This is a genomic window from Bradyrhizobium erythrophlei (assembly GCF_900129505.1).
Taxonomy (GTDB): domain Bacteria; phylum Pseudomonadota; class Alphaproteobacteria; order Rhizobiales; family Xanthobacteraceae; genus Bradyrhizobium; species Bradyrhizobium erythrophlei_D.
Genome location: NZ_LT670818.1, coordinates 8,912,859 through 8,935,064 on the forward strand (window position 1 = coordinate 8,912,859; position 22,206 = coordinate 8,935,064).

25 protein-coding genes and 1 pseudogene are annotated in these 22,206 nt (G+C 62.6%); 9 read left to right on the forward strand and 17 right to left on the reverse strand.

Translation table 11 applies throughout. The features are described 5' to 3' along the window. Position 1: 1 nt before the first annotated feature. Entirely contained in the window at positions 2-1,054 is a 1,053-nt protein-coding gene (locus B5525_RS42185) for a hypothetical protein (RefSeq protein WP_079572333.1), read from the reverse strand. Between the two features lie 245 nt (positions 1,055-1,299). Here B5525_RS42185 and bamA point away from each other — a divergent pair, with 245 nt between their 5' ends. Then, positions 1,300-3,639 (forward strand): outer membrane protein assembly factor BamA, encoded by a 2,340-nt coding sequence (gene bamA / locus B5525_RS42190; protein ID WP_079572334.1) that lies wholly within the window; start codon positions 1,300-1,302, stop codon positions 3,637-3,639. A 35-nt stretch (positions 3,640-3,674) separates the two neighbouring features. Here the strand turns inward: bamA and B5525_RS42195 are convergent, their stop codons facing one another. Next, on the reverse strand, positions 3,675-3,863 hold the full coding sequence (locus B5525_RS42195; protein ID WP_079572335.1) for a hypothetical protein: 189 nt from the start codon (positions 3,861-3,863) through the stop codon (positions 3,675-3,677). Between the two features lie 142 nt (positions 3,864-4,005). Between B5525_RS42195 and B5525_RS42200 the strand changes: the two genes are divergently transcribed. Beyond that, positions 4,006-4,665 (forward strand): PilZ domain-containing protein, encoded by a 660-nt coding sequence (locus tag B5525_RS42200; protein WP_079572336.1) that lies wholly within the window; start codon positions 4,006-4,008, stop codon positions 4,663-4,665. A 33-nt stretch (positions 4,666-4,698) separates the two neighbouring features. On the opposite strand, the gene B5525_RS42205 is transcribed toward B5525_RS42200, so the two are convergent. The 8 genes from B5525_RS42205 to B5525_RS42235 all read right to left on the reverse strand — a co-directional run bounded on the left by B5525_RS42205 (position 4,699) and on the right by B5525_RS42235 (position 8,864). Then, entirely contained in the window at positions 4,699-5,322 is a 624-nt protein-coding gene (locus B5525_RS42205; protein WP_338075253.1) for an isoprenylcysteine carboxylmethyltransferase family protein, read from the reverse strand. Positions 5,323-5,437: 115 nt separating this feature from the next. Next, positions 5,438-5,671 (reverse strand): hypothetical protein, encoded by a 234-nt coding sequence (locus tag B5525_RS42210; RefSeq protein WP_079572344.1) that lies wholly within the window; start codon positions 5,669-5,671, stop codon positions 5,438-5,440. An 84-nt stretch (positions 5,672-5,755) separates the two neighbouring features. Next, complete coding sequence (locus tag B5525_RS42215) at positions 5,756-5,920, reverse strand: Flp family type IVb pilin (RefSeq protein ID WP_079572346.1); 165 nt, start codon at positions 5,918-5,920, stop codon at positions 5,756-5,758. A 375-nt stretch (positions 5,921-6,295) separates the two neighbouring features. Continuing rightward, positions 6,296-6,700: a hypothetical protein gene (locus tag B5525_RS42220; protein ID WP_079572348.1), complete on the reverse strand. Its 405-nt coding sequence runs from the start codon at positions 6,698-6,700 to the stop codon at positions 6,296-6,298. 297 nt (positions 6,701-6,997) lie between these two features. After that, positions 6,998-7,549: a hypothetical protein gene (locus B5525_RS42225; RefSeq protein ID WP_079572349.1), complete on the reverse strand. Its 552-nt coding sequence runs from the start codon at positions 7,547-7,549 to the stop codon at positions 6,998-7,000. Positions 7,550-7,603: 54 nt separating this feature from the next. After that, positions 7,604-8,149 (reverse strand): YdaU family protein, encoded by a 546-nt coding sequence (locus B5525_RS42230; RefSeq protein WP_079572351.1) that lies wholly within the window; start codon positions 8,147-8,149, stop codon positions 7,604-7,606. Next, the gene (locus B5525_RS45175; RefSeq protein WP_154073758.1) at positions 8,146-8,328 is read right to left on the reverse strand and encodes a hypothetical protein; all 183 of its coding nucleotides are present in this window, start codon (positions 8,326-8,328) and stop codon (positions 8,146-8,148) included. The genes B5525_RS42230 and B5525_RS45175 overlap by 4 nt, the downstream gene beginning before the upstream one ends. Next, positions 8,325-8,864, reverse strand: coding sequence for a GcrA family cell cycle regulator (locus tag B5525_RS42235; RefSeq protein ID WP_079572353.1), 540 nt, complete (start codon positions 8,862-8,864; stop codon positions 8,325-8,327). The genes B5525_RS45175 and B5525_RS42235 overlap by 4 nt, the downstream gene beginning before the upstream one ends. A 119-nt stretch (positions 8,865-8,983) precedes the next feature. Here B5525_RS42235 and B5525_RS42240 point away from each other — a divergent pair, with 119 nt between their 5' ends. After that, on the forward strand, positions 8,984-9,622 hold the full coding sequence (locus B5525_RS42240) for a S24 family peptidase (RefSeq protein WP_079572355.1): 639 nt from the start codon (positions 8,984-8,986) through the stop codon (positions 9,620-9,622). Between the two features lie 169 nt (positions 9,623-9,791). Further along, positions 9,792-10,060: pseudogene (locus tag B5525_RS42245) on the forward strand (hypothetical protein). Positions 10,061-10,461: 401 nt separating this feature from the next. Here the strand turns inward: B5525_RS42245 and B5525_RS42255 are convergent. Both B5525_RS42255 and B5525_RS47425 read right to left on the reverse strand, forming a co-directional pair. Then, positions 10,462-10,692, reverse strand: a complete 231-nt coding sequence (locus tag B5525_RS42255) for a hypothetical protein (protein ID WP_079572357.1) — start codon at positions 10,690-10,692, stop codon at positions 10,462-10,464. A gap of 264 nt (positions 10,693-10,956) precedes the next feature. Further along, the gene (locus B5525_RS47425; protein WP_276328827.1) at positions 10,957-11,346 is read right to left on the reverse strand and encodes a hypothetical protein; all 390 of its coding nucleotides are present in this window, start codon (positions 11,344-11,346) and stop codon (positions 10,957-10,959) included. Positions 11,347-11,460: 114 nt separating this feature from the next. Here B5525_RS47425 and B5525_RS42260 point away from each other — a divergent pair, with 114 nt between their 5' ends. Next, positions 11,461-12,657: a Spy/CpxP family protein refolding chaperone gene (locus B5525_RS42260; RefSeq protein WP_244567770.1), complete on the forward strand. Its 1,197-nt coding sequence runs from the start codon at positions 11,461-11,463 to the stop codon at positions 12,655-12,657. Positions 12,658-12,969: 312 nt separating this feature from the next. After that, positions 12,970-13,530: a carboxymuconolactone decarboxylase family protein gene (locus B5525_RS42265; RefSeq protein ID WP_079572360.1), complete on the forward strand. Its 561-nt coding sequence runs from the start codon at positions 12,970-12,972 to the stop codon at positions 13,528-13,530. Positions 13,531-13,577: 47 nt separating this feature from the next. Here B5525_RS42265 and B5525_RS42270 read toward each other — a convergent pair whose 3' ends face one another. After that, complete coding sequence (locus tag B5525_RS42270) at positions 13,578-14,432, reverse strand: type 1 glutamine amidotransferase domain-containing protein (RefSeq protein ID WP_079572361.1); 855 nt, start codon at positions 14,430-14,432, stop codon at positions 13,578-13,580. A 114-nt stretch (positions 14,433-14,546) separates the two neighbouring features. Here B5525_RS42270 and B5525_RS42275 point away from each other — a divergent pair, with 114 nt between their 5' ends. Together B5525_RS42275 and B5525_RS42280 are read left to right on the forward strand one after the other, a co-directional pair. Further along, a complete protein-coding gene (locus B5525_RS42275) occupies positions 14,547-15,719 on the forward strand; it encodes a CaiB/BaiF CoA transferase family protein (RefSeq protein ID WP_079572363.1) in 1,173 nt (390 codons plus the stop codon). Continuing rightward, positions 15,716-16,645, forward strand: coding sequence for an HpcH/HpaI aldolase/citrate lyase family protein (locus B5525_RS42280; RefSeq protein ID WP_079572365.1), 930 nt, complete (start codon positions 15,716-15,718; stop codon positions 16,643-16,645). The genes B5525_RS42275 and B5525_RS42280 overlap by 4 nt, the downstream gene beginning before the upstream one ends. 54 nt (positions 16,646-16,699) lie before the next feature. On the opposite strand, the gene B5525_RS42285 is transcribed toward B5525_RS42280, so the two are convergent. From B5525_RS42285 to B5525_RS42295, 3 genes are all read right to left on the reverse strand, one after another. Then, complete coding sequence (locus B5525_RS42285) at positions 16,700-17,674, reverse strand: quinone oxidoreductase family protein (RefSeq protein ID WP_079572367.1); 975 nt, start codon at positions 17,672-17,674, stop codon at positions 16,700-16,702. A gap of 941 nt (positions 17,675-18,615) precedes the next feature. After that, entirely contained in the window at positions 18,616-20,223 is a 1,608-nt protein-coding gene (locus tag B5525_RS42290; RefSeq protein ID WP_172900089.1) for a tannase/feruloyl esterase family alpha/beta hydrolase, read from the reverse strand. A gap of 532 nt (positions 20,224-20,755) precedes the next feature. Beyond that, positions 20,756-21,433, reverse strand: a complete 678-nt coding sequence (locus B5525_RS42295; RefSeq protein WP_079572370.1) for an RraA family protein — start codon at positions 21,431-21,433, stop codon at positions 20,756-20,758. A gap of 244 nt (positions 21,434-21,677) precedes the next feature. Between B5525_RS42295 and B5525_RS42300 the strand changes: the two genes are divergently transcribed. Continuing rightward, positions 21,678-21,872 carry a hypothetical protein gene (locus tag B5525_RS42300; protein WP_079572372.1) on the forward strand — a complete coding sequence of 65 codons (195 nt, stop codon included), beginning with the start codon at positions 21,678-21,680 and terminating at the stop codon, positions 21,870-21,872. A 107-nt stretch (positions 21,873-21,979) separates the two neighbouring features. Here B5525_RS42300 and B5525_RS42305 read toward each other — a convergent pair whose 3' ends face one another. After that, a complete protein-coding gene (locus B5525_RS42305; protein WP_079572374.1) occupies positions 21,980-22,168 on the reverse strand; it encodes a hypothetical protein in 189 nt (62 codons plus the stop codon). Positions 22,169-22,206 lie beyond the last annotated feature (38 nt).

The window sequence follows — 22,206 nt, forward strand, 5'->3', positions numbered from 1 at the left end:
CTCATTGCTGCTTTTCCCAGAACGACAGCAGGCCCTGCGAGGCCGAGCCGCCGATCACGCAGGGGATGCCGACCGCGACCTGGCCGAGCGCCGCCGCGGAGACGCAGCCGAGCGCCACCGCGCCGACGCCGACCTGGCCCCAGAAGTCGAGGTTGCGCCGCGAATCCGAACCCTTGGTCTTGAGCTCTTCGACGGCGGCGAGCGCATCCTTGCGCACCGCGCCGAGCTGGACGGTGTCGGCGGCATCGACAACTTCGGTCAAAGGCGCCTTGACCGCTTCCGGCTGGGTGGCGAGCTCGCTGCGGAGAAACTCGCGCAAGCCGGTATCGCGGACCGCATAGCTTGCCAGCGTATAGCGCGCCATGCTGCCGACCGTCAGCTTGTCGATGGTGTCGCGGCTTTTGCTCCAGGGCAGCATCTGCATGATGCGCAGGATCGGCAGATGCGAGCCGGTCGCGAAATAATATCCCCACAGCGTGTCCAGCAGATCCTGGTTGCTGGCGAAGGTCTGAACCATCTTCACCTTCTTGTCGTCCTTGGCAAACGGGTTGGTGGTGAAGACGCCGCGCAATTTGTCGAGCATGCCGGGTTTGGTTTCCTCCAGCGGAATATTGGCGAGCGTCGGCAGCTTGCCCTCGAGATAGGCGTCGATCATCACCTTGCGTCCCGGCATCTTCGGCGCGACCTTGCGCATCAGGTTGCGCCAGTCCGGCAAACCGGAATAGGCAATGGCGCGGACGATCACCCACTCGTCTTCCGGCGCGACCGGAAAGAAGCTGTTGACGAGCTGCTCGGACTTCGCCGGGTTCGACCCGATCGCGCCGGCGATGAAGCCGAGATAGATGCCGGCATTCTCCGGCTCCTTGAAGCTTTGCGCGTGAAACAGCACGCGCACCGCCGCCGGCACATGGGCGTAATCGGGCTTGGCCCGGTAATTATAGATCCACTGCTGGACCACGTTGAGCGAAGCGCTCGGGTCGATGTCCGGCGAAACCGCCGCACGTGCCGGCGCGATCAGCAGAAGCATGGTGGTGACGAAAACTGCGTAGCGCATGGAATGCTCCCAGAAAGCGCGCTCGCTGCCCGCGTGTGACCGCGCGCCGCGAACGTTTCGGCCCCCATGGCTAGAAAGGATTTGAAGCGGCTCTACGACATTTTCGGGAACTGGCGGTTCGCCGCTGCGTCGAAATTATGGCAAACAGTTAACGCTCAAGTCCGCAACTGACCTTATCCCAGTCATTTTTTCGCCCGGCGGGTGCATTTTCATCGCACTGTGTCGAATGGGAGACAGGCGGGACGATGACGGATGACAGGACGCCGCGCGGGCGATGCCGCCGGCCGGTCGCAGCGGGCGCGCTGCTGATGGCCGCGCTCGGGCTGCTCGCAGCGCAGGCCAGTGCGGCCGAGACCATCGAGGTCCAGGGCAACCGCCGGATCGACGCCGAGACGGTGCGTTCCTACTTCCACGCCGCGCCCGACGGGCGATACGACGAAGCCGCGCGCGATGCGGGGCTCAAGGCCATGCTGGCGACCGGCCTGTTTGACAAAGTCACCATCGAGCGCCCCGGCGATCGCCTGGTCGTGCATCTGCATGAAGCGCCCGTGCTCGGCCGCGTCGCCTTCGAAGGCAACAAGAAGATCAAGGACAAGGAACTCGAGGCCGTCATCGAATCTAAGCCGCAAGGCGCCTTGCAGCGCGCCGTCGTGCAAAGCGACGTCGGCCGCATCATGGAAGCCTACCGCCATGCCGGGCGTGACGATGTCGGCGTGGTGCCGCAGATCATCGATCGCGGCAACGATCGCGTCGACCTTGTCTATGCGGTGACCGAGGGAAAGAAGACCACCGTGCGGCAGATCAATTTCGTCGGCAACACCGTATTCGGCAAGCGGCAGCTCGCCGCCGTGATCAAGACCTCCGCCACCAACATGCTGAGCTTCCTGACCGGCGGCGACGAATACGATCCCGACCGCGTCCTGGCCGACCGCGAGGCGCTGCGGCTGTACTATCGCAGCAAGGGTTACGCCGATGCCAGCGTGACCTCGGCCACCGCCGAATACGATCCCGCCATGCACGGATTTACGCTGACATTTTCAATCGACGAGGGCCCGCTCTATCGTTTCGGCGACATCAGCGTCGTCTGCAACGTGCCGGGCGTGGACAGCGAAAAGCTCCGCCGCCTGCTGGTGGCACGGTCCGGCGCGACATTCGACGGCCGCGCGCTGGACAAGACCACCGACGTGCTCGCCACCGAGCTTTCCAAGCTCGGCTTTCCCTTTGCCCAGGCCACCCCGCGCACGACCCGCGACGCCGCGGCAAGGCGCATCGACGTCGCCTTCACCATCGACCAGGGACCGCGGACCTATGTCGAGCGCATCGATATCCACGGCAATAGCCGCACCAAGGGCTATGTGATCCGGCGCGAGTTCGATATCGCCGAAGGCGACGCCTACAACAAGACGCTGATCGATCGTGCCGAGCGGCGGCTGAACAACCTCAACTATTTCAAGACGGTCAAGATCACGACCAAGCCGGGCTCGGTGGCGGACCGCGTCGTGCTCGACGTCGAGGTGCAGGAGCAGTCGACCGGCGACTTCAACATCGCCGGCGGTTACTCGACGACCGACGGGCTGCTCGCCGAGGTCAAGTTGGGCGACCGCAGTGTTCTGGGAAGCGGCATTTCGGCCAACAGCTCCGTGACCTACGGCCAATACGCGCGCGGCATCGATCTATCGGCATCGGAGCCTTATTTCCTCGGCACCCGCGTCGCGGCCGGGATCGAACTCTATGGCAGGCAGAACCAGACGAGCCCCTACCAGTCCTACGGCAGCGAGATCTATGGCGCGACGCTGCAGTTGGGCACGCCGATCACCGAGCAGATCGGCGTGCAGTACCGCTATTCGCTCTATAACCAGGACGTCACCTTCGATCCGACCTCGACGGCCGCGGCGCCGTCACTGCCGGTGCAGCAGGCCGCAGCGGCCGGCCCGCAATGGGTTTCCTCGATCGGCAGCACCGTCACCTACAACACGCTGGATAACAACAAGAGCCCCACCAGCGGATTCAATGCGCAGCTCAAGCAGGATCTCGCCGGCCTCGGCGGCGACGTGAAGTTCCTGCGCACCGCCGAAGACGTGCGCTATTATCACCCGATCAACGACGATTTGACCGCACTGGTGCGCGGGCAAGGCGGCTACATCACCGGCTGGGGCGGCCAGCAGGTGCCGCTGCTCAACAGCTTCTTCGGCGGCCCGACCATGGTGCGAGGATTTGCACCCAACGGCTTTGGCCCGCGCGACCTCACGCCCGGCACCACCATGGATAATGTCGGCGGCAACATGTACTGGGCCTCCACGGCCGAATTGCAGAGCGCCATCCCCGGCGTGCCGCAGGAGTACGGCATCAAGGCGTCGGCATTCGTCGATGCCGGCAGCGTGTTTCATTATGGCGGGCCGACGATTTTTCCAGGTTCCGCGCAATCGCTGCAGGTCGCCAACAGCAATGTCGTCCGCTCGTCGGTCGGCGTGGGCCTGACCTGGGCTTCGCCATTCGGCGCACTGACCGTCAACTACGCCGTGCCGGTGACAAAGGCGGCCTACGACGTGGTCCAGCCGCTCAGCTTCGGTGCCGGACCGTTTTGATTTCACGCGCGAACCGGCATCAGATGCGCCAGCTATCACCCCTTGCCATGTGCGCGATGCTCCGGGGTATTGGGCGGCAGCGACAGGCCGCGGAAGAAGGCGAATACACCGAGGCCGACGACACCGGCAGCAATCGCCAAACCGATCCAATGAAAGAAGCTGGTCATCCGATCCTCGGCGTCTTGCCCGGCATGTTGGTCGGTGCGGGCAAGCGATTGGTTCATTCGGATTCCAGTCCAATTCAACTCGAATTGAAGGCAAGCCGGAAGAAGATTGATAACCTGAAACCCAGAGCAGTTTGGCGTTTAGTCTTCACAAAGGTTACTCATATTAGACCTAATTGCGGGCTACCCGGGGGATTGCGACGTGTCCGTCAAGGAGTTTCTCGGCCAGCAGGCTGTCAACGTCGCCATTGGCGGGCATTACACCCTTGCGAACTGGTTTGACGCCCAGGGAAAGCCGCGCACCTTCGCGTGCCGTACCAGCCGCGTTTCACCGTTCCGGATGATGGTCGCCGTTCCCGTGGTCGGCAGGATCGGTGACCGCATCACCTCCTATTTCGGCGATTTCGGCAAACTCGACGGCCATATCAGCGACATCGCTGCCGGCAGCTTCCTGCTCGAACTCGCGATGACCACCTCGATGCGCGAGAAGCTCGCAACCAAGCTCTCCTGGCTGGACAAGAAGCAGAGAGATCCCGCGGTCCGCGAAGCGCGGATACACGCACGGATCATCCCGGCGGCGTCGCATTCGACCCTGACCTTCGCCGATGGCTCTACCCGGAGTTGCTTCGTCATCGACATGTCGGCGTCCGGCGTCGCGGTCTCGGCCGACGCGCAGTTGCAGGTCGGAACGCCGCTTGCGGTCGGGGCTTGCGTCGGCCGTGTCGTCAGAATTCTGCCCCATGGCTTCGCCGTCAAATTCGTCGAACAGCAGAACCGCCAGGAGCTCGAGCGGCTCATCGTGCGCCCCGCGCCTCCGCGTCCTGCCGGCAGCGCGGAACCACCGGTACGACGCGCCGGTTGATCCGCCGTCGGCGCGGCCAACGACTCGCGCCGTCTACCAGACCCACGGCAGCAGGCGGTACCGCACGCTATTGCGGTACGCGACATATCCCGCGAGGTTCTCGGCCAGGAATTTCTCCTCCTCGAGCAGTCGCCAGATCAGCGCGGGCAGGATGACCGCGACGACGAGCACGCCCCACCACGAACCGAGCGCGATCGGCATGCCCAGCAACATCACAAGCGCCCCCGAATACATCGGATGCCGCACCAGCGCATAGGGACCGCTCGAGATGACCTTCTGGTCCGGGGCAAGCTCAATGGTGGCGAACGCGAAACTGTTTTCCCTGAAGACAAAAAAAATGGCGAGCCAGCCCGCTCCCACCAGCACGTTCCCCGCCAGCGTCATATAGGGCGGCATCTGCGACCAGCCGAAGCGATGATCTAGCGCGGGGACGACAAGCAGGCCGACAAATCCCAGCGACGCGATCAACATGATGATCTTCTGAATGGGTTCTTTCTCGGCGGTGGGCCCACCCCGCATCCGCCGCTGCAACAGCGCCGGATCTTCCTTGATGAGGTAGAGGGTGAGCGCGAGCGACGACGCGAAATAGACGGCGAGGAATGTCCATGCCTGCCACCAGCTGCGGGTTCCCGCCGGAACAAACAGCAGCGCCGCCATCGCGACGAAAAGAAAGAGCAGTCCAGCAAATCCCTTCAGAAGCAGCCTGTTCATCGGACAATCTTAGCACGCCCGAACGCGCCGCGCATCGCTCAGCCGTGCAGCGAGCGCAACGCTACTGTTTCTTCAGCGTATAGACGTAATCGTTGAGGCCGATTTCCGCGGTCGCGGCATCGGCGAAATGAAACTCGATCTCGCAGCCGGTTTCCAGTGTCTTGACGGTCTTCCCGGCGAAACCGAGCGAGGTGGCGAGCTTGTTCGGATCGATCGCTTGTTCTTCGGTTGCATTTCCTCGAAGGCGCCCTGGAACAGCATATCGGCGGTGACATCGCTTTCTTGCCGCTTGCAACCAATGAGAAACCCGCCGGATGCAATCCGGCGGGTTAGATCTCACGGAGTCTCAGCCCCTCCTTGAGAAGGAGACCGGCAGAAATCACTTCAATGAGCTGCTGATCGAACTGAACTTGTCGTTGAGCGTGCTGCCCAGGCCGTTCACCACAGCGATGATCGCAAGGGCGATACCTGCTGCAATCAGACCGTATTCAATCGCGGTCGCGCCGGACTGGTCGGATAGGAAATTCAACAAAGTGCGTTTCAAACCTGCCTCCTCTGGGGTTCCGTACGTGGAACTGGAACTGCTGAACGGGAGTAGAACTACCTGTAGCCGCCTAAGGTTGGCTAAATCGGTCCGTGCCAATTTTAGATATAATTGCCTCTAACACGAATGACGGCACCTCGCGGGGCTTCTGGACGCCGATCGGCGTCGGAACGACGGCGTTTCGAGCCTTTCAGGCGCCAGGCTGCATCGCCCTGAGGCGAGTGCTCGGTACGAGAATCCGCTATCGAGGAGTCGAAACGACGCCGATTCTCATCCTGGATTTACAGCTAAGACCTTGATTTGCCTGGGCCGGGCGCGGAATGCGTGGAATTTTATCATTATCCGCGCGATCCGTTGCCGAGCCTGCGTTACATCCTAGTAAGGATAGTATCGATAAAAGCGACGGCCATAGTAGGGACCGTAACCGTAGGCCGGCGGACCGTAATAAGCGGGCGGCGGTCCATAATAGCCTGGTCCATAGCCGTAGTAATCGTAATACGCATCGCGCTGTTGCTGGGCGGCGATCGCGGCCCCCATGGTCCGGATCATCATGCCCATGATCGCGAGGCCGGCGGCGTTGCCGCGACGATAGTGGCGCCGGCGCGCGCTGATATCGGTGGCGCCGCCGGACGGCGCGGCCGCCGAGATGCCCTTCGCGACCGGACTTGCCGAGCCGGCGGCTGCCATCGGCGGCTCCGCCATGGTGATGACCAGGCCTGCGACGACGGCGGCGACGACGCCGCGGCGGGCCGAAGCAGGCAATCCTTTACGCATTAACATCGGAAGTCCCCTCACCGGTTGCAGGTGAGTAGCAGATCGTGCCCTTGCCCCGATGCCTTGATAGCGGCTGGCCGGAGCAAGTGGTTGACGTGGGTCAAATACCATTTCGCCCCTGTCCGCTTCGCGATGCCAGGCAGGGTCCGGAATCGCCAAAGCGAGATATTGCAGCGGGGATTTGCGCGTGGCGCGCCCGGTCATCGCCGGCAGTCCCTTGCACGTTGAAGCCCGGCCGATCGCTATTCGCGATGCTGCTTGTTGTCGGAACTGAAGCACTTTCGTGGAAACCCGCGTGCCCAACTACCGCTTCTCCGTGGCGAACCCGTAGATCAGCGCCAGCCGGTCGAGGCACTCACGGAATCGCCGCGAGAAATAATCGATCCAGCGCTGGCCCCGCAGTGCGCGCCGCAGCCCGATCTGCTCCATGCTCATGCCGAGAATCAAAACCTCATGCACCAGCGCCGAGCCGTCGGCACCGAGTTCGCGCTCGGCGCGGTTGAGCCGCAGTACGGCCTTGCGCTGGCGCTCGGTGATCGGCTCCCGCCCGCGTCCGCCGTCGACATATTCCCGGGTCGGATCGACCGCCTGCGGCCCGCGCTCGGCCTTCTCCCAATCGTCCTGAAAGGCCCGCCCGCCCTGGAATTGCGCCTCGTCGATCTGGCGATGCGAATGCAGCTTGCCCAGGGGATCGTTGCGCAGCGAACGCAGCGTGACGATCTTCTCTCCGGGCTCCAACCCCAAGGGATCGTCGACCTCGACGGCCGCCACTTCGGCGTTGCGCGGCAGATCCTTCGACCTGCGGTCATGAACTTTTTGCGTCTTTTGCTGCCTGTTGCGTTTGGCCCGTGCCATGCTGGATCACTTCCCTGCTGGAGAATTTGAATGCGCCGTCAAAGCGTCCCCCGGTTACGTCGTTCGTCCGGCGACATAGGCGGCGAGTTCCGGGCTGACTGACAAGGCCGGCTTTTCCGTTTGCTGCCTTGCCGGCTCGGCCGGTGCTGTCCGCGCTTGAAGAAGACTCTGATGTGAGTGTGAGTGGTCGGCGTTTGCCTGAGCCACGCCAGACGACGGCGCGGCAATTGCTCGCAGCGGGGCTCGCCCGGAGTGCGAGGCATTTTCCAGCTTCATACGCGCCAGCGCCGATCCGATACCGCCCTTTTGCCCGGCGATCGCGCGCTTTTGCGACACGCGCAGCATCTTCGCAGGCTCCGCGTCGATCCGCTTGTGCTTCCAGCCCTCGCAGAAGAAATCCTGCAGGGTCGGGCGATACTCGCACCAGGTCTTCAGCGGCAGCTTTGTGATCTTGGAGAGCTGCCGGTCATCGTCGGGCAGTTCGCCCTTGCGCCAGTAGTGCATCATCAGCAGCAGATAGGCCCCGTGCTGCGCCGTGGTGAGGTGGCCGGTGTCGCCGAGATAGTCACCGACATAGAGCGGCATCCAGGGACGGTTCATGCGCGAAGGTCTCCGCAAGATGACGGCGCGCTCATTTCGTCGCGCAACAATGCCGCCAGTTCCTCGCGGCGAGCCGGACACGCCATTGGCCGTCGCAACAGCGCCCGCAAATGCGCGATGCGGTGGCGCCGCGGCAGCGGCTTCATTCTGATGTGCATGATCGCGACTGACGTGTTCATGCCACCTCCACCAGCCGCAACACGACCGTCCCGGCCGGCCGTTCCAGGGCGATGTCGGGATTGCGCGTCAGCTCAAAATGCGGCGTGCAGTAGCTGAAACCTTCCCGCCGCGGATGACCGCAGAAGGTGATAGCTTCGCCCTCCTCGTCGCCGCCATAGGGATAGCGGCAATCGCCGGGCTCGAGATCGACCAGCGCAAGATGCCGCGGCACGATTTCGACGCAGCGCAGCTTCGGCATTTCCGCCGGATCGAACACCGGTATCCGCGGCATGAACTCGGGAACATGGCGCTCGCGTGGCGGGTGAAGCCGTGGCTTTTTGGCTTTCGGCGCCCGTTTCGGGAAATGCAGGAGGTTGTCGGCGGGCCGCTCGGGACCGGCAAGCCCCAGGCGCTTGGCGCGGCCGATCGCGGCATTGCGTGAATAGGCGGTGTTGAACCTCGCGTTGATGGTATCGGCGATTTCCGAATAGGACAGGCCCTTGGCAAGATATTCGCGCAGCGCCTGTGTATGTTCCGCCTCCCAGTTGGATTGCATTTCCGTTTACCCTTGCGTTTCCGTTATGTTCTAATTTCTGATATTCGGAAATAGATGTCAAGCCTGATTTCTGATAATCGGAATTGCAATTGGTTCGGAAATTCGGAAAGGATGGTGCCATGCTGGATGTCAAGATGATCGAGCGGGGGCTGGAGAAGCCGGGCAAGACCAAGGGCGGTCTGGCGGCGGCGATGGGCGTGCGCCCGGGCGCGGTTTCGGAAATCCTGGGCGAAATCCGCCTGATCAAGGCGAGCGAAATCCAGCCGATCATCGATTATCTGGAACTGAACTCGGTGCCGATCATGGGCCGCGTCGGCGCCGGCGCGATCATCGAGCCGGAACACGAGCAGGTGCCGCCGGAGGGCCTTGGCGAGGTCGAACTGCCCTTCCCGGTTTCGGAGGAAACCATCGCCTTCGAGGTGGCCGGCGATTCCATGCTGCCGAAATACGAGAACGGCGATATTATCGTGGTCTACCGCGAGCAGCGCCACCCGGTTTCCAGCTTCTATGGCGAAGAGGCCGCGGTCCGCCTGAAGACCGGCGAGCGCTATCTGAAAACCATCGAACGCGGAAAGTCCCCGACCCTGGTCAACCTCACGAGCTTCAACGCCAAGCCGATCAGCAGCGTGAAGCTGGAATGGATCGGGGAGATCTGCGTGACCCTGCCGAGGGGCCAGATCGAGCGCCTGCGCGCCAAGGCCGCGGTGCGGGCCCGCAAGGCGACCAAGGCGCATGGCGGGCGCACGGCGGAAAAATAAGGGACCGCCGGACGGGAAACACCCGACCGATTCGCGCCACCCCGGGGCGCCAAGCCTGCCGCGAAGCTGCAATTTCTGATTTTACGAATTTTACGCTTGACTTATTTCTGATTTTCAGAAATACTCCGCCGCGACCAAAAGGTCCCTTTTCGGGAGACAGAACCAGCGCATGCAATATTTCGTGGTGATGATCGACTATGGCCGGCGTGGCCGCGAGGCTGTCGTCGATCCCGCAGGCGCGAGGTCGTCTCGCGCGTGGCTTCCGGCGAATACAAAAATATCAGCTTCATCCACGAAATCGCCGATGCCGCGGTCGACGACGTCACCGCCGAGATTCTGGCGGAGGCCGCGTTGCCGGAAATCCCGGTCACGGGCGCGGACCTGCAGGCCAGCCGCTTCGACCATGCCCGCGACTTCCGCAAAGCGGAGGCGACGTGACCGGCGCAAGCGGCAAGCCTTTCTCTTACATCTTGTCGGGCTTGTTCTGCTTGTTGAGCGGTCGCACGCCCTGACTGCTGTCGGGCATCCTGTCCCTGCCCTGGTCGCCATTGGCATCGCTGCCACCCGAGGTGGAGGTGCCGCCGGCTCGGCTTCATCGAGCTTCCCGTGGTCGGCGAGGTGCCGTGCGTGGCCGAGCTTGCCGCGGGATCGCCGGTCGTGGAACCCCGGCCACTGGGTGCGCCGCTTTTGGGCGAGAGCGAGGGTGCCGGGGAAAATCAGGACTGAAGCGGATGCAATCCTTGTAAGTTTAGGGCTTGCAAGTTTGATGGCCGCTCCTTCCGGGAGATGACCACGATAATCCGGCATCGAAGGAACAGTTCCGCAGGGCTTATATTCCCTTACCCTAGCGATCGGCTCGCGCGCGCTGCACGGCCCTGAAATTCCGTCCCAACGACCGCGTCGATCGGCGCCGCTACATCGCGTTGCACCGAACGGGCAGCGAGTTCATCCTCCGCTTTGTGATGCCACATCTCTGCTTGAGCAAGCAGCCGCCAGCTATCATGCGGGTGAAACACCGCGCTCTGTCGACAAAGGGATTCCATTGCGCGGTAGCGACTGAGATCCTTCATATCGCGCCTCCAACACCCTGCCTGGAATTACTTAAAACCGTTTTCAAGACAGAGTCATTATGATTCTGAAAAGAGTTCACTTGGCTCTGAAAAGAGTTCGTTTGGTCCGCACGGGAACCCAAATTTCACGGCATAGCGACGCCGCGCGAACCCCTCGTTACGTCCTTCGATGGAACTTCTGCGTCGCGCAGGGGTTATCGTGATACCCGAGTAAGCCGCACTCACAACTGGTTCTCGGAGGGGGAGGCGCGTGAGGGTGCCATGTCAAAAATCAAGATTTTCAGCGTTGTTGTTCTGACGGCCGCTCTCGCGGGCGCCGCTTACGCAGGCCCCGGAAGAGGCGGCGGCGGTGGCGGTGGATTTCACGGCGGCGGTGGCGGCGGATTCCACGGCGGCGGTGGCGGGGGATTTCATGGCGGCGGAGGTGGCGGATTTCATGGCGGTGGAGGCGGCGTCCCCCATGGGATGGGCGGCGGGGCACACTTCGGCGGCGGCGGCATGCGTATGGGTGGAGCGCCCCATTTCGGCGGTGGCGGGCCTCATTTCGGCGGCGCGCACGTTGGTGGAGCGCCTCGCTTCGGCGGCGGCAGGCCGGCAATATCGCACTTTGCCGGGCGGCCCGCTTTCCACGGTCAGCGCTCGTTTGCGGTACACGGCAACCGGCTTGCCGGCCCCGCGCTGAACGCAAATCGAGGCGACCGCTTCGGCGGAAATCGCAATGCAGCAGCTTTCAGTCCAGGTCGAAACGCGGCGGCAAGATCCGCCGCGGTGAGCCACGCCTTGAACTCGCGCGCGATCGCGGGCCCCCTGCACAACAGGGCCGCGCTGCTCAATCCAAATACCCGCGCCCAGATTGCGGCGACCGCGGCCACGGCGGGCTGGCATGACGGCCGCGGCCGGGACGGCTGGTGGCGGCACCGCAATGGCGGCTACGGCTGGGTCGGCCCGGTGTTCTGGCCGTTCGCCTATTACGACTTCTATGACTACACGATGTGGGGCTACGGTTACGACGACCCGTTCTGGGATTATGGCTACGGCGATATTTACGCCGGTATCTTCTCGCCTTACGGCTATGACGACCTCAGCGGTTACTGGTCGCAAGGGAGCGTTCAAGGCAGCGGTGGCCGTCGGGTCAGCGCCCGGCAAGCCTTTGCTAGTCAAACCTCGACGCCCGACCAGCTGGCGCAAATGTGCGGCGACGACAGCCGCGACATCGCCGGCCTGCCGATCGATCAGATCCAAAACGCGATTGCGCCCAACGACGCCCAGCGCGCTGCGCTCGACGATCTCGCCAACGCCTCGGTGAAAGCGGCCCAGGATATCAAGGCCGCCTGTCCGACGAAGATCGCGCTGACCGCACCGGCCCGGCTGGCGGCCATGCAGACACGGATCGAGGCGATGATCTCGGCGGTCGGGACGGTGCAACCGCCGCTGCAGAAATTCTACGATCTCCTCACCGACGAACAGAAGGTGCGGCTGAACGCGCTCGGCGAAGATCAGCGCCGGGCCGAGGCCGCCAAAAACAAAAATGGCTCGCTCGTCGGGAACTGCGGCGCCGCGCAGCCAGGCGTGACCGGCTGGCCTTCGGCGGAGATCGACGCGAAGGTGCATCCGACCGAAGCGCAGCGCGCCAGTCTTGCGGCGCTGCAGGACGCCACGGCAAAGGCCGCCGATATGCTCAAGGCCTCCTGCCAGACGAGCGAGGCCATCACTCCGCCGGCGCGGCTCGAGGCCGTCGGCAAGCGGCTCGACATCATGCTGCAGGCGGTCAAGAGCGTGCGCACGGCGCTCGACGACTTCTACGGCAAACTGAGCGACGAGCAGAAGGCGCAGTTCGAGTCGATCGGGCCGGGGCGCCCGGCGGCTTCGCGTCAATCGAGCGCGGCGCCGCTCCATGTTCACCACCGCACCCACGCCAGCATCAATGGATTGATCCGTCACTTCATGTCGATGGCGCGGTGGTGAATCGAGCATCCAATGCCGTCAGGCCGTCATGCACGCCGTGGAAACCCGAGCCATCGCCAAAGCCAGCAAGGGGCTGGTGCCGTTCCTGGTCATCTGTTGTTTCGTGACCGGATTTGTGGTCAACGATTCCGAGGTGTTGGGGGCGGTCCGTCGGCGTCACCGTGGCGCATGACGGCGCGCTTCTGGTTTCCGAAGACGGCAACGGCACCATCCGGCGCGTGACGCACTGACTGAGGCGTCACCTTCTGTTCATTTGCCATCCCGACGTCACCGGCTGAAAATCCCTTTTTGTCATAACCGGAGTTTCGAGCGATGCGTCTACCTATCATTCCACCATCAGAACTCAGCGCCGAACAGAAGCCGATTTACGACGACATGCGGGAGGGTATCGCCAAAAACTTCCAGGGCTTTGTGAACATCCGCGACGACGGCGCCCTGCTCGGCCCGTGGAATCCGTGGATCCACGAGCCCAAATTCGGCAAGCCGGTCTGGGAATTGACCAAGACCATGGTTTCGAACCCGTCGCTTCCGTCTAATGTCAGGGAGGTCGCGATCCTCGTCACCGGCGCGCACTTCAAATCGGCCTATGAACTCTATGCGCATGTGATCGTCGCCGAACACCGGGGCCTTTCCGATGAAAAACTGGCGACCATCGTCGCCGGCCAGCGCCCCGGCGATCTGACCCGGCAAGAGGCTGTCGCGTTCGACTTTGCCTGGGCGCTGGTCAACGGCGGCGTCCTGCCGGAACTGACGTATCGCGCGGCGGTCGAACAATTCGGCCAGCAGGGTGCTGCGGAGTTGTCTTACCTCATCGGTTTGTATTGCCTGGTGTCGGTGACGCTCAATACGTTCGACGTTCCGGTGCCGGACTGAATTTCGGCCGCGCCAAGGATTTTCATGAAGTCAGGTCCCAACGTTTCCTATTTCAGCATGCCGGCAAATGTTTTCGCAAAGCTGTGGACGTCGCCCGGCCATCGCGCCGAAACGTAGTTGCGATCCCGCACAACAAAGGCTGCCGTCTCGTCATCCCTGGTGTCGCGCACCAGGCCCGAGGTCTTGCGGCGATAATGGGGATCATCGCTCGGTACATCGCGGAAATCCTCCGGGCGTGCCAGCGCGCGCGTCACTTCCTGCTGCACAGACATATAGCCTCTGGGCTGACCGGCCTGCTCCGGATAGGTGCGGTAATAATCGGGATCCCAGAACCGCGTGAAACGCGCGACCGACCACGCGCTGTTTTCGAACGCCCAGGTCAGGGCGGTGGTTCGGTATCCCCAGAGAACCGAGCGTCCGGTGTTTTTCGAGACGCTGCGGGCCGCCAGCAGCACGCCGTGACAGATCGCCGCCACCGGTTTTGTTTCCTCGAAAAAGCGCACGATGATGTCTTGCAGGATCTTGCTTTCGAGGTAGTCGCGCATGCCCCGCGCGCGATGCCCACCGGGCAGCAGCAGCCCGTCATAGGCGGAGGCATCGATCGCCTCCCAGCGCCGCGGCGCGAGATAGCGGGGATCGGCGGTCATCTCGGCGTAGGCCTTGCGCGCGTCACGATTGGCCCGCATCAATAGTCCGATCAGCGGCAGCTTCCGCAACAGCGGGATGGCGCCCCAGGGATCGAGGCCCTGCCCCGTCAGCATCATCTCGTCGGCCACCGCGGGCCGCCCATCGGGGGTGGCGAAATCGATCGTGTGACCGGCATCGACCAGCACCCGCCATCCAATCGCGGCTTCGCTCGGATCGAAATCCCGCGCCGGCAACAGGACAAGTACGCGCGCCATCGACCACCCTCGCTTCGCGAGCAAAACCGCGAGCTCACGCGCATGTAATGGGTATTCCGCTTCGGCGCCAGAACCGGCTATACCCGCCCGGCAAGAATGATCTGGAGACAATCCATGAACGCCAAACCGCCCCATCTGCCGCTGTCCGGCATCACCGTGGTCTCGCTGGAGCAGGCGATTGCCGCACCCCTGGCCAGCCGGCATCTGGCCGATTGGGGCGCGCGGGTGATCAAGATCGAGCGGCCTGGCAAGGGCGACTTCTGCCGCGACTATGATTACGTCATGAACGGCATGTCGAGCCAGTTCGCCTGGACCAACCGATCCAAGGAAAGCCTCGCGCTCGACGTCAAGAGCAGCGAGGGCAAGCGCGTGCTCGATGCGCTGCTGCCGCAGGCAGACGTGTTCCTGCAGAATTTGGCGCCGGGTGCGGCGAAGCGGCTCGGGCTCGATGCCGCAACGCTGGCCGAACGCTTCCCGCGCCTGATCGCCTGCGACATTTCCGGCTATGGCAGCGGCGGCCCCTATGGCGAGAAGAAAGCCTACGACCTCCTGGTTCAGTGCGAAGCCGGGTTCCTCTCGGTCAACGGCACCGAGGAACAGCCCGCCAAATGCGGCATCGCCGTGGTCGATAGCTCCACCGGCATGTACATCGTCAACGGCGTGCTGATGGCGCTGTTCGATCGCGAGCGAACCGGCAAGGGCATGGCGTTCGAGGTATCGCTGTTCGACTCCATGACGGAGTGGATGAGCTATCCCGCCTACTACACCGACGGCGCCCGCAAGCCGCTGCTGCGCACCGGTACGCGTCACGCCACCATCGCACCCTACGGGCCGTTTCGCTGCGGCGACGGCCGCACGGTGTTCTTCGGCATTCAGAACGCGCGCGAGTGGACCGCGCTGTGCGCGCAGGTGCTCGACGATGCGGCGTTGGCCAGTGATCCGCGCTTTTGCACCAACCCGCAGCGCATGCAGAACCGCGATGCGCTGGAGACGCTGATCGAGCGGCATTTTGCCGACTTCACCGCCGATCAGGTGTTGCAGCGGCTCGACGACGCCGCGATCGCCAACGCCAGCATGAACACGGTCGAAGCCTTTCTCAAGCATCCGCAGCTTCATGCCCGCCACCGCGTGCGACAAGTGGGATCGCCGAACGGAGCGCTGATGAGCTTCCTGCCCGCGATCACCATTCCCGGCGTTGAACCCGTGATGGGCGATATTCCCGCCGTCGGCGAGCACACCGATGCGATCCTGGCCGAACTCGGCCTTCTGGAAAAGGCCGGATCATGACCGCGCCGCGACTGACCCGAACCTATCTCGCAGCACCGGCGCATCGCGCCCGCCTGGTGCAGAACGCGGCTGCGTCCGCCGCCGATGCCGTGTTCCTCGATCTCGAGGACGCAGTCCCGCCGGCCGAGAAAGCCGCCGCGCTCGAAGCCGCCGCCACGGCGCTGGCCACGCACGACTGGGGAAGCAAGACCGTCGCGGTGCGGCTGAACGCGATCGACAGCCCGTCGATCCAGGAAGAGATCGGGCGGCTCGGCCGAATCCGGCGGCTCGATGCCTTCATCATTCCGAAAGCGGAGGCCGTGGCCGACGTTGCAAAAATCAGTGACTGGATTACCGAGGCCACCGGTTCGCGCGACGCCCCCGTCGAGATGGAGTTGCTGATCGAGACCGCGCGCGGGCTGATCAATGTCGAGACGCTGGCGGGGTGCGATTCTCTGGTGACCGGCTTGCATCTCGGCGTCGGCGATTTTGCGGCGTCGATCGGGGCGCGCAGCGCCGAGATCGGCGCATCGCCGCCGGGTTACCGGCATGTCGGCGGTGCGGCCGACGGACACCGCGAAACCCCGCTCGATCTGTTCGCCTATCCGATGATGCGTCTTTTGGTCGCCGCCCGCGCCTTCGGCCTGCGCGCGATCGACGGCCCCTGCGGCGCGTTCCGCGATGCGGTCGCGACCGAAGCCGCGGCGAGGAAGGCGGCGGCGATGGGGTTCGACGGCAAGCAGGTGATCCATCCGACGCAAATCGAAATTACCCGCGATGCCTTCATTCCCTCCGACGAAGAACTCGCCAACGCCCAGCGCGTGATCGCGGCGATGGAGGAAGAGGAGCGAAACGGCCAGGCCGCGGTCACCGTCGACGGCAAGATGGTGGACTATGCCAACCTGCGGATGATCAAGCGCCTGCTGAGCTTTAAAGGCCAGATGTGAAAGGGGCGGACAAAAGCTGCCCGCCTCTCCTTGCATCGTAGAACGCGTCAAGCCTCACACCGTCAGCACCGTCGATCCCGTGGTCTTGCGCGCGGCGAGATTGGCGTGGGCTTTCGCCGCGTCCTTCAGCGGATAGGTCTGGCGCACCTCGATCTTGACCGCGCCGGATTTCACCACGTCGAACAGCTCGTTCGCCATCGCGACCAGGTTCTCGCGCTTGGCGGCATAGGTGTTGAGCGTCGGCCGGGTGACGTAGAGCGAGCCCTTCTGCGCCAAGAGGCCGAGGTTGAGCGGCTCGACGCTGCCGGAGGATTGCCCGAACAAAGCGGCGACACCGAGCGGCGCCAGGCAGTCGAGCGATTTCAGGAACGTGTCCTTGCCGACAGAATCATAGACCACCGGCACCTTCTTGCCGCCGGTGATTTCGTCGACGCGTTTGACGAAATCCTCGCGCGTATAGACGATGGTGTGGGCGCAGCCATGGGCCTGGGCGAGTTTTGCCTTCTCGTCGCTGCCGACGGTGCCGATCACGGTGGCGCCGAGATGCTTCGCCCACTGGCCGAGGATCAGGCCGACGCCGCCGGCGGCGGCATGCAGCAGAATGGTGTCGCCGGCCTTCACGCGATAGGTCTGGCGGATCAGATATTGCGTCGTCAGGCCCTTCAGCATCATCGCGGCGGCGGTCTTGTCGTCGATGCCGTCGGGCAGTTTCAACAGGCGATCGGCCGGGATCAGCCGTGCTTCGGCATAGGCGCCGAGCGGCGCGGCGCCATAGGCAACGCGGTCGCCGACCTTCAGATCGGTGACGCCGGGTCCTATTTCCTCGACCACGCCCGCCGCCTCGCCGCCGAGCCCGCTCGGCAACTGCACCGGATAAAGACCGGAGCGGTTGTAGATGTCGACGAAGTTCAGTCCGACCGCCGTGTGGCGGATGCGCGCCTCGCCGGGACCGGGCTTGCCGAGATTGACTTCCTCCCAGAGCAGAACTTCGGGGCCGCCGGGCTTGTGAAAGCGGATGGCGTGCGTCATGGAATTACTCCTTGGTGAGACGACAATGGCGAAATCGCAGGGAACGGGGAAAATCTCGGCGGGGTCCGGTCGCCCGGCAGTGATGATTACAACAGGCGCGCCTTGCCCGGCAAGGGAACACGCTTCAAAGGTTATGCTGCCGCCGGACCGGCGGGGCTTCAAGACACGACTGCGCGATCCCGCGGCGCGAAATGCTCGAGTCTTGCAAAGACCTTCCGCCCGAAGAGGGCGTGGGGAATGCCGGGTGCCAGCGCACCCGCAGCCGCGCGTGTAGTGTAGAAAGCACGCGCGTTAGTCACCACGGTTGCGCCGAAACACCCGGCATTCCCGCACGCAATGGTTTTAACGGTTTCCTTCGTACTCTCCCCGGTGATCGGGCTTTCTTGTCACCGTCATCCCTGAGAAGCTTGCTTCTCACGAACTTGACGCCGGCGTCGAGGCGTCAGGACCACACGACTTCTCCGTCCGCAAGCAGAGCGCTTTCGTCTTTGGCGCTCCTCGCGTCCACCGCATCCCGTCCCAACGTTCGTGACGATGGCCAACGCCCCTCTTTCGAAGGACAGGACAGCCGCGGATATACAGTGATTTGCGTCTTCTGAAAATCGGAATATTTTTGCAAAGAGGGCTGGACAGGTTTTTTTGATTTGCCCGTCGGGTGGGTTTCCGCGTGTCGCACTCGATCAGTTCCGACCGTCATTGCGATGCACGGGTCGCGCGAACGCGCGCGGCATGAAGGTCCGCATGGTGGTGTGAAGCTGAAGGCGGATTGGGAGCCGCCGGCGTAGCCGAACCAATCGAAACCGAAATGCCGGACGACCGCCATGGACTGCCGACCGGCGCAAACGCTGGGTCGGGGACTGCTGTTGGACAAACCGCAGCTTTCAAAGCGAGCGGCCGGGGCGCCTGTCGTGTCAGTGCGCCTCCGGCCGATTGCACTTGTGTCAATGATCGGCGGCTTGCTTGCCGATGTCTTTGTCGGGGTCTTTGTCCTGGTCGACACATTCGAAACTGGATGCCACGGTCGTGCTGAACATTCCCTTATATTTCGATATCTTCGGGAATGGGCAGAGCGGCCGCTGGAAGGCGATGCCCTGCGCCGGACTATCGTTCGCGTATTTCGTCGCGACGATCTTGTCAGGCGCAACTCGATGCTCCACCCATCGGTCGAGGGCTGAGATTATATCGTCCGCGGGGTCAGAGGGGTTCGGGCCGTTGACGCCCTGCCCGAAGGCATTTGCACCTGGTCCGCCGGCGCAGTGAGCCATTCCCGGAACCATGAAGAGACGATAAAACTCCCGGGTTTCTTCCTTGCCGCCCATTACGTCAGTCACGGCCTTATAATAATTGATGTCGCTCTGCGGCGAGATGGCGCTGTCGCTCCAGCCGACATAGTGGATCAACTTGCCTCCTCGCGATTTGAAGGCAGCCAGATTGGGGTCGACGGAATTCAAGATCGCGCCGGTCCGAACATCTGCCTGATGGGCATTTTCGGCAACGCTAAATGAGTTCGGGGTCCACCCGGAGTTCGGAAACACAATGTACTTGAAGTAGTTGTTCGAGAACAATTCCTGCAATCCAACGGCCGGGTTGCCGCCACCCGTGATCCAGGCCGGCCAGTCAGCGGGATTGCTCGCCTCCCCGCCCGGACCATAGCCCGGGAAGATGCCAGGAGGTCCGGATGAGATCTTCTCGATTGCTTCCACCCTGTCCTTTGTCAACGGCAGCTTGTCCGGGTTGAAGCGGCAGGCCAGCGGATTGTTGAGGAATTGATCCGTGCTTAGCCCGCCGTCATGCCCGGCGCACTGTGCCAATACGGCATTGTTCAGGACGTTAAGGTCGCCTTGCGAAAGATCCCCGCTGGAGGTAGCGGTGAGCGCCAGCTGGTCCCAGACGAATCCGGCCATCAGGTGGGTCCAAAAATTTGCTGGAGACCCAGCCACGATCCCGTCAAAATCCTGCGGGAAGCGTTGCGCTTCCATCAAGGCCTCGCGACCGCCATCCGAACAGCCCATGAAATAGGAGCGACGAGGACCAGTCTTCTGGAATGCAACAATGAGGTCCTTGGCAACATCGGTTGTCTCCTTGAGCGATCGGTATCCGAAATCGACCACCTTCTCGGGATGGCCTGCGGCCCAGCTCGCATCGATGCCACTGGCCTCATGGCCGTCGTCGGTCGCCGCGACGACATATCCTCTGCGAAGCGGCTCAGCCATACTGCTATACGAAATCGAGCCACAGAAGCCACCACAGCCCGCCTGAAGATATTTTGAATTCCAACCCGATTCCGGAATCCAAACCTCGAACTGGATGTGCGAGTCACTGGTTGGCGTCGTGAACCCCGCCACCCGGCAGAATTCCGGCAATCCCGTTATTGACTGAGGCGGAACGGTTGGCGTGACAAACGTCCCCGCCGAAACCGTTTGAGCCGTTGTTATGGTTGTATTCTGCCGATGGAAACTGCTGGCCAAGCTCGAGCAATTGTCCGCACTTGCTGGTGTTGCCATGGCGACCGCTGTGGCCGCGAGCGTGGCGGCGGCGGCAGTCTTCAAGACATTTCTTGAGATTCCACGTTTGTTGTCAAATCTAGTCACTGTTTTACCTCCCTGGTTTGCGCCGGTAACCACGGCCATGTGGATTCCGGGCACGTCAGTGCTGCTGACTGATTCTTATTGGTATTGAGATCTCGAGAGAGAGAGAGAGAGAGAGAGAGAGAGAGAGAGAGAGAGAGAGAGAGAGAGAGAGAGAGACGCTCGGACTTATCGTCGAAAAATAACTTTAGTAAGACGAAACGCCATTGAGAACCAAAATTTGCTCAACAATGTGTAGTTGAATCCCTCGGCTTTGTTTCGGCGGCTTTGCTGCACTCGCAATAACGACGCTGGAGCGGGATGAGTTTTGATTGGATCGATCCGTCCGCGTTCCGTTCACCTCTCCCCATCGGGGAGACGTGAGCAGAGCCCGCGGATAAACTGATCTAAGCAAACCTCATCATGCAGTAGCTAATGAAGCACTCGAACATCGGCAGCCTTCGGGTCTCGATCATATCCTTGATCTTTTTCCGCTCGCCAAAGCCGCTGCATCTCACCCCGGCAATTTGCATCCCAGCTGCTTGAGCGTGGTATCGACCCAGGCGCGGTCCATCGAACCGCCGGCTTTCAGCTCGGCGAGGATCTTGTCTTCCAGCTTCTTCTTGGCGGCGGCGGCCTCATACACTTCCTCGACCTCGTCGAAGGGAATGCAGAGCAGGCCGTCGCCATCGCCGATGATGAGGTCGCCCGGCTCGATCACCATGCCGTCGAAGGCGATCGCCCTGCCAATTTCGCCGGGGCCGGTTTTCAACGGACCGCGATGGGTCACGCCGGCCGCGTAGACCGGAAAGTTCAGCTTGCGCAGCGCGTCGGAATCCCGGATCGAGCCGTTGATCACAATTCCCGCCAGCCGGCGATTGATGGCGTAGCTGACCATGATCTCGCCGATGATCGAATTGGTGAGATCGCCGCCGGCGTCGACCACGACGACGTCGCCGGGCGAAGCGATATCCAGCGCCTTGTGCACCATCAGATTATCGCCCGGGCGGGTCTTCACGGTGAACGCCGGACCGGAAAGCACACCTTCGCCGTGATGCGGCCGCAGCCGCGGCCCGCCGCCGGTCAGGCGCGACATGCAATCGCTGACATTGGCAACCGGCAGCGATCGAAACTTGCGCACATATTCCGGACTGACCCGGCGCCCGATCGCCTGCACTGAAAATCCTATCATCGAGGCATCTCCGTCTTTTTTGTTTCTGGTTCCAGGCTCTCGCTGCAAGCGCTGGGGGAACCCGTAGGCATTCCAAGTAAGTATTCCGACACCTTTTCGGGGAACAAATGTTACGGGAATGTCACACCAGCCGACAATAGTGTTCGGTTCCGCCGCCGTTCGAAAGAGTTCATGATGGGTATACCGCGACGCACGCTAAATTGGCGGCGGGGTTGAGGTTGCTTCCTAGTTAAGGAGAACCGATATGCCAGCCTACATCCAGCATCACGAAATCGAGAATGCGCCGGTCGTCTGCCCCGGCTGCGTGGGACTGGTTCCCATGTATGTCAGGGAGATCGAGCCCCATTGGAGCATGGCGAAAATCGATTTCATCTATGAATGTTCGGACTGCGGCGCCGAAGTCAGGCAGACCATCACGAGGCCGCAACGGCGGCACTAGCGCGGTAGAGGGCGAGATTCATCGCCTGATGGTTCGGGACGCGCGGCGCTGCCGCGCTCCTCCCCAAAGGGACCGGGAAACCACCGAATTATAAAATCATAAAATGCCTAATGCGAGGTGGCCTGCGACTGGACCTGGTCGAGGTTGCATTCCCTGAAATGATACGCAATCTCATCGAGCGCGCGCTGCTCCCACTCTTCGGCCTGTGCCAGCCAGAAAACCTTGCGCGCGGAATCCAGCATGGCGCGCTCTCGGCACATCAACTCCTGGCCGCGAATCTCCGCGAGCTTTTTCATGAACTCCACTCCCTCCGTGAAGCCAAGTTGCGGCCCAA

Bases quoted from the DNA above. Each gene is read 5' to 3' on its own strand.
- B5525_RS42185 (WP_079572333.1), bottom strand. From the start codon at position 1,054: ATGCGCTACGCAGTTTTCGTCACCACCATGCTTCTGCTGATCGCGCCG.
- bamA (WP_079572334.1), top strand. From the start codon at position 1,300: ATGACGGATGACAGGACGCCGCGCGGGCGATGCCGCCGGCCGGTCGCA.
- B5525_RS42195 (WP_079572335.1), bottom strand. From the start codon at position 3,863: ATGAACCAATCGCTTGCCCGCACCGACCAACATGCCGGGCAAGACGCC.
- B5525_RS42205 (WP_338075253.1), bottom strand. From the start codon at position 5,322: ATGGCGGCGCTGCTGTTTGTTCCGGCGGGAACCCGCAGCTGGTGGCAG.
- B5525_RS42220 (WP_079572348.1), bottom strand. From the start codon at position 6,700: ATGTTAATGCGTAAAGGATTGCCTGCTTCGGCCCGCCGCGGCGTCGTC.
- B5525_RS42225 (WP_079572349.1), bottom strand. From the start codon at position 7,549: ATGGCACGGGCCAAACGCAACAGGCAGCAAAAGACGCAAAAAGTTCAT.
- B5525_RS42230 (WP_079572351.1), bottom strand. From the start codon at position 8,149: ATGAACCGTCCCTGGATGCCGCTCTATGTCGGTGACTATCTCGGCGAC.
- B5525_RS45175 (WP_154073758.1), bottom strand. From the start codon at position 8,328: ATGAACACGTCAGTCGCGATCATGCACATCAGAATGAAGCCGCTGCCG.
- B5525_RS42235 (WP_079572353.1), bottom strand. From the start codon at position 8,864: ATGCAATCCAACTGGGAGGCGGAACATACACAGGCGCTGCGCGAATAT.
- B5525_RS42240 (WP_079572355.1), top strand. From the start codon at position 8,984: ATGCTGGATGTCAAGATGATCGAGCGGGGGCTGGAGAAGCCGGGCAAG.
- B5525_RS42255 (WP_079572357.1), bottom strand. From the start codon at position 10,692: ATGAAGGATCTCAGTCGCTACCGCGCAATGGAATCCCTTTGTCGACAG.
- B5525_RS42265 (WP_079572360.1), top strand. From the start codon at position 12,970: ATGCGTCTACCTATCATTCCACCATCAGAACTCAGCGCCGAACAGAAG.
- B5525_RS42270 (WP_079572361.1), bottom strand. From the start codon at position 14,432: ATGGCGCGCGTACTTGTCCTGTTGCCGGCGCGGGATTTCGATCCGAGC.
- B5525_RS42275 (WP_079572363.1), top strand. From the start codon at position 14,547: ATGAACGCCAAACCGCCCCATCTGCCGCTGTCCGGCATCACCGTGGTC.
- B5525_RS42280 (WP_079572365.1), top strand. From the start codon at position 15,716: ATGACCGCGCCGCGACTGACCCGAACCTATCTCGCAGCACCGGCGCAT.
- B5525_RS42285 (WP_079572367.1), bottom strand. From the start codon at position 17,674: ATGACGCACGCCATCCGCTTTCACAAGCCCGGCGGCCCCGAAGTTCTG.
- B5525_RS42295 (WP_079572370.1), bottom strand. From the start codon at position 21,433: ATGATAGGATTTTCAGTGCAGGCGATCGGGCGCCGGGTCAGTCCGGAA.
- B5525_RS42300 (WP_079572372.1), top strand. From the start codon at position 21,678: ATGCCAGCCTACATCCAGCATCACGAAATCGAGAATGCGCCGGTCGTC.
- B5525_RS42305 (WP_079572374.1), bottom strand. From the start codon at position 22,168: ATGAAAAAGCTCGCGGAGATTCGCGGCCAGGAGTTGATGTGCCGAGAG.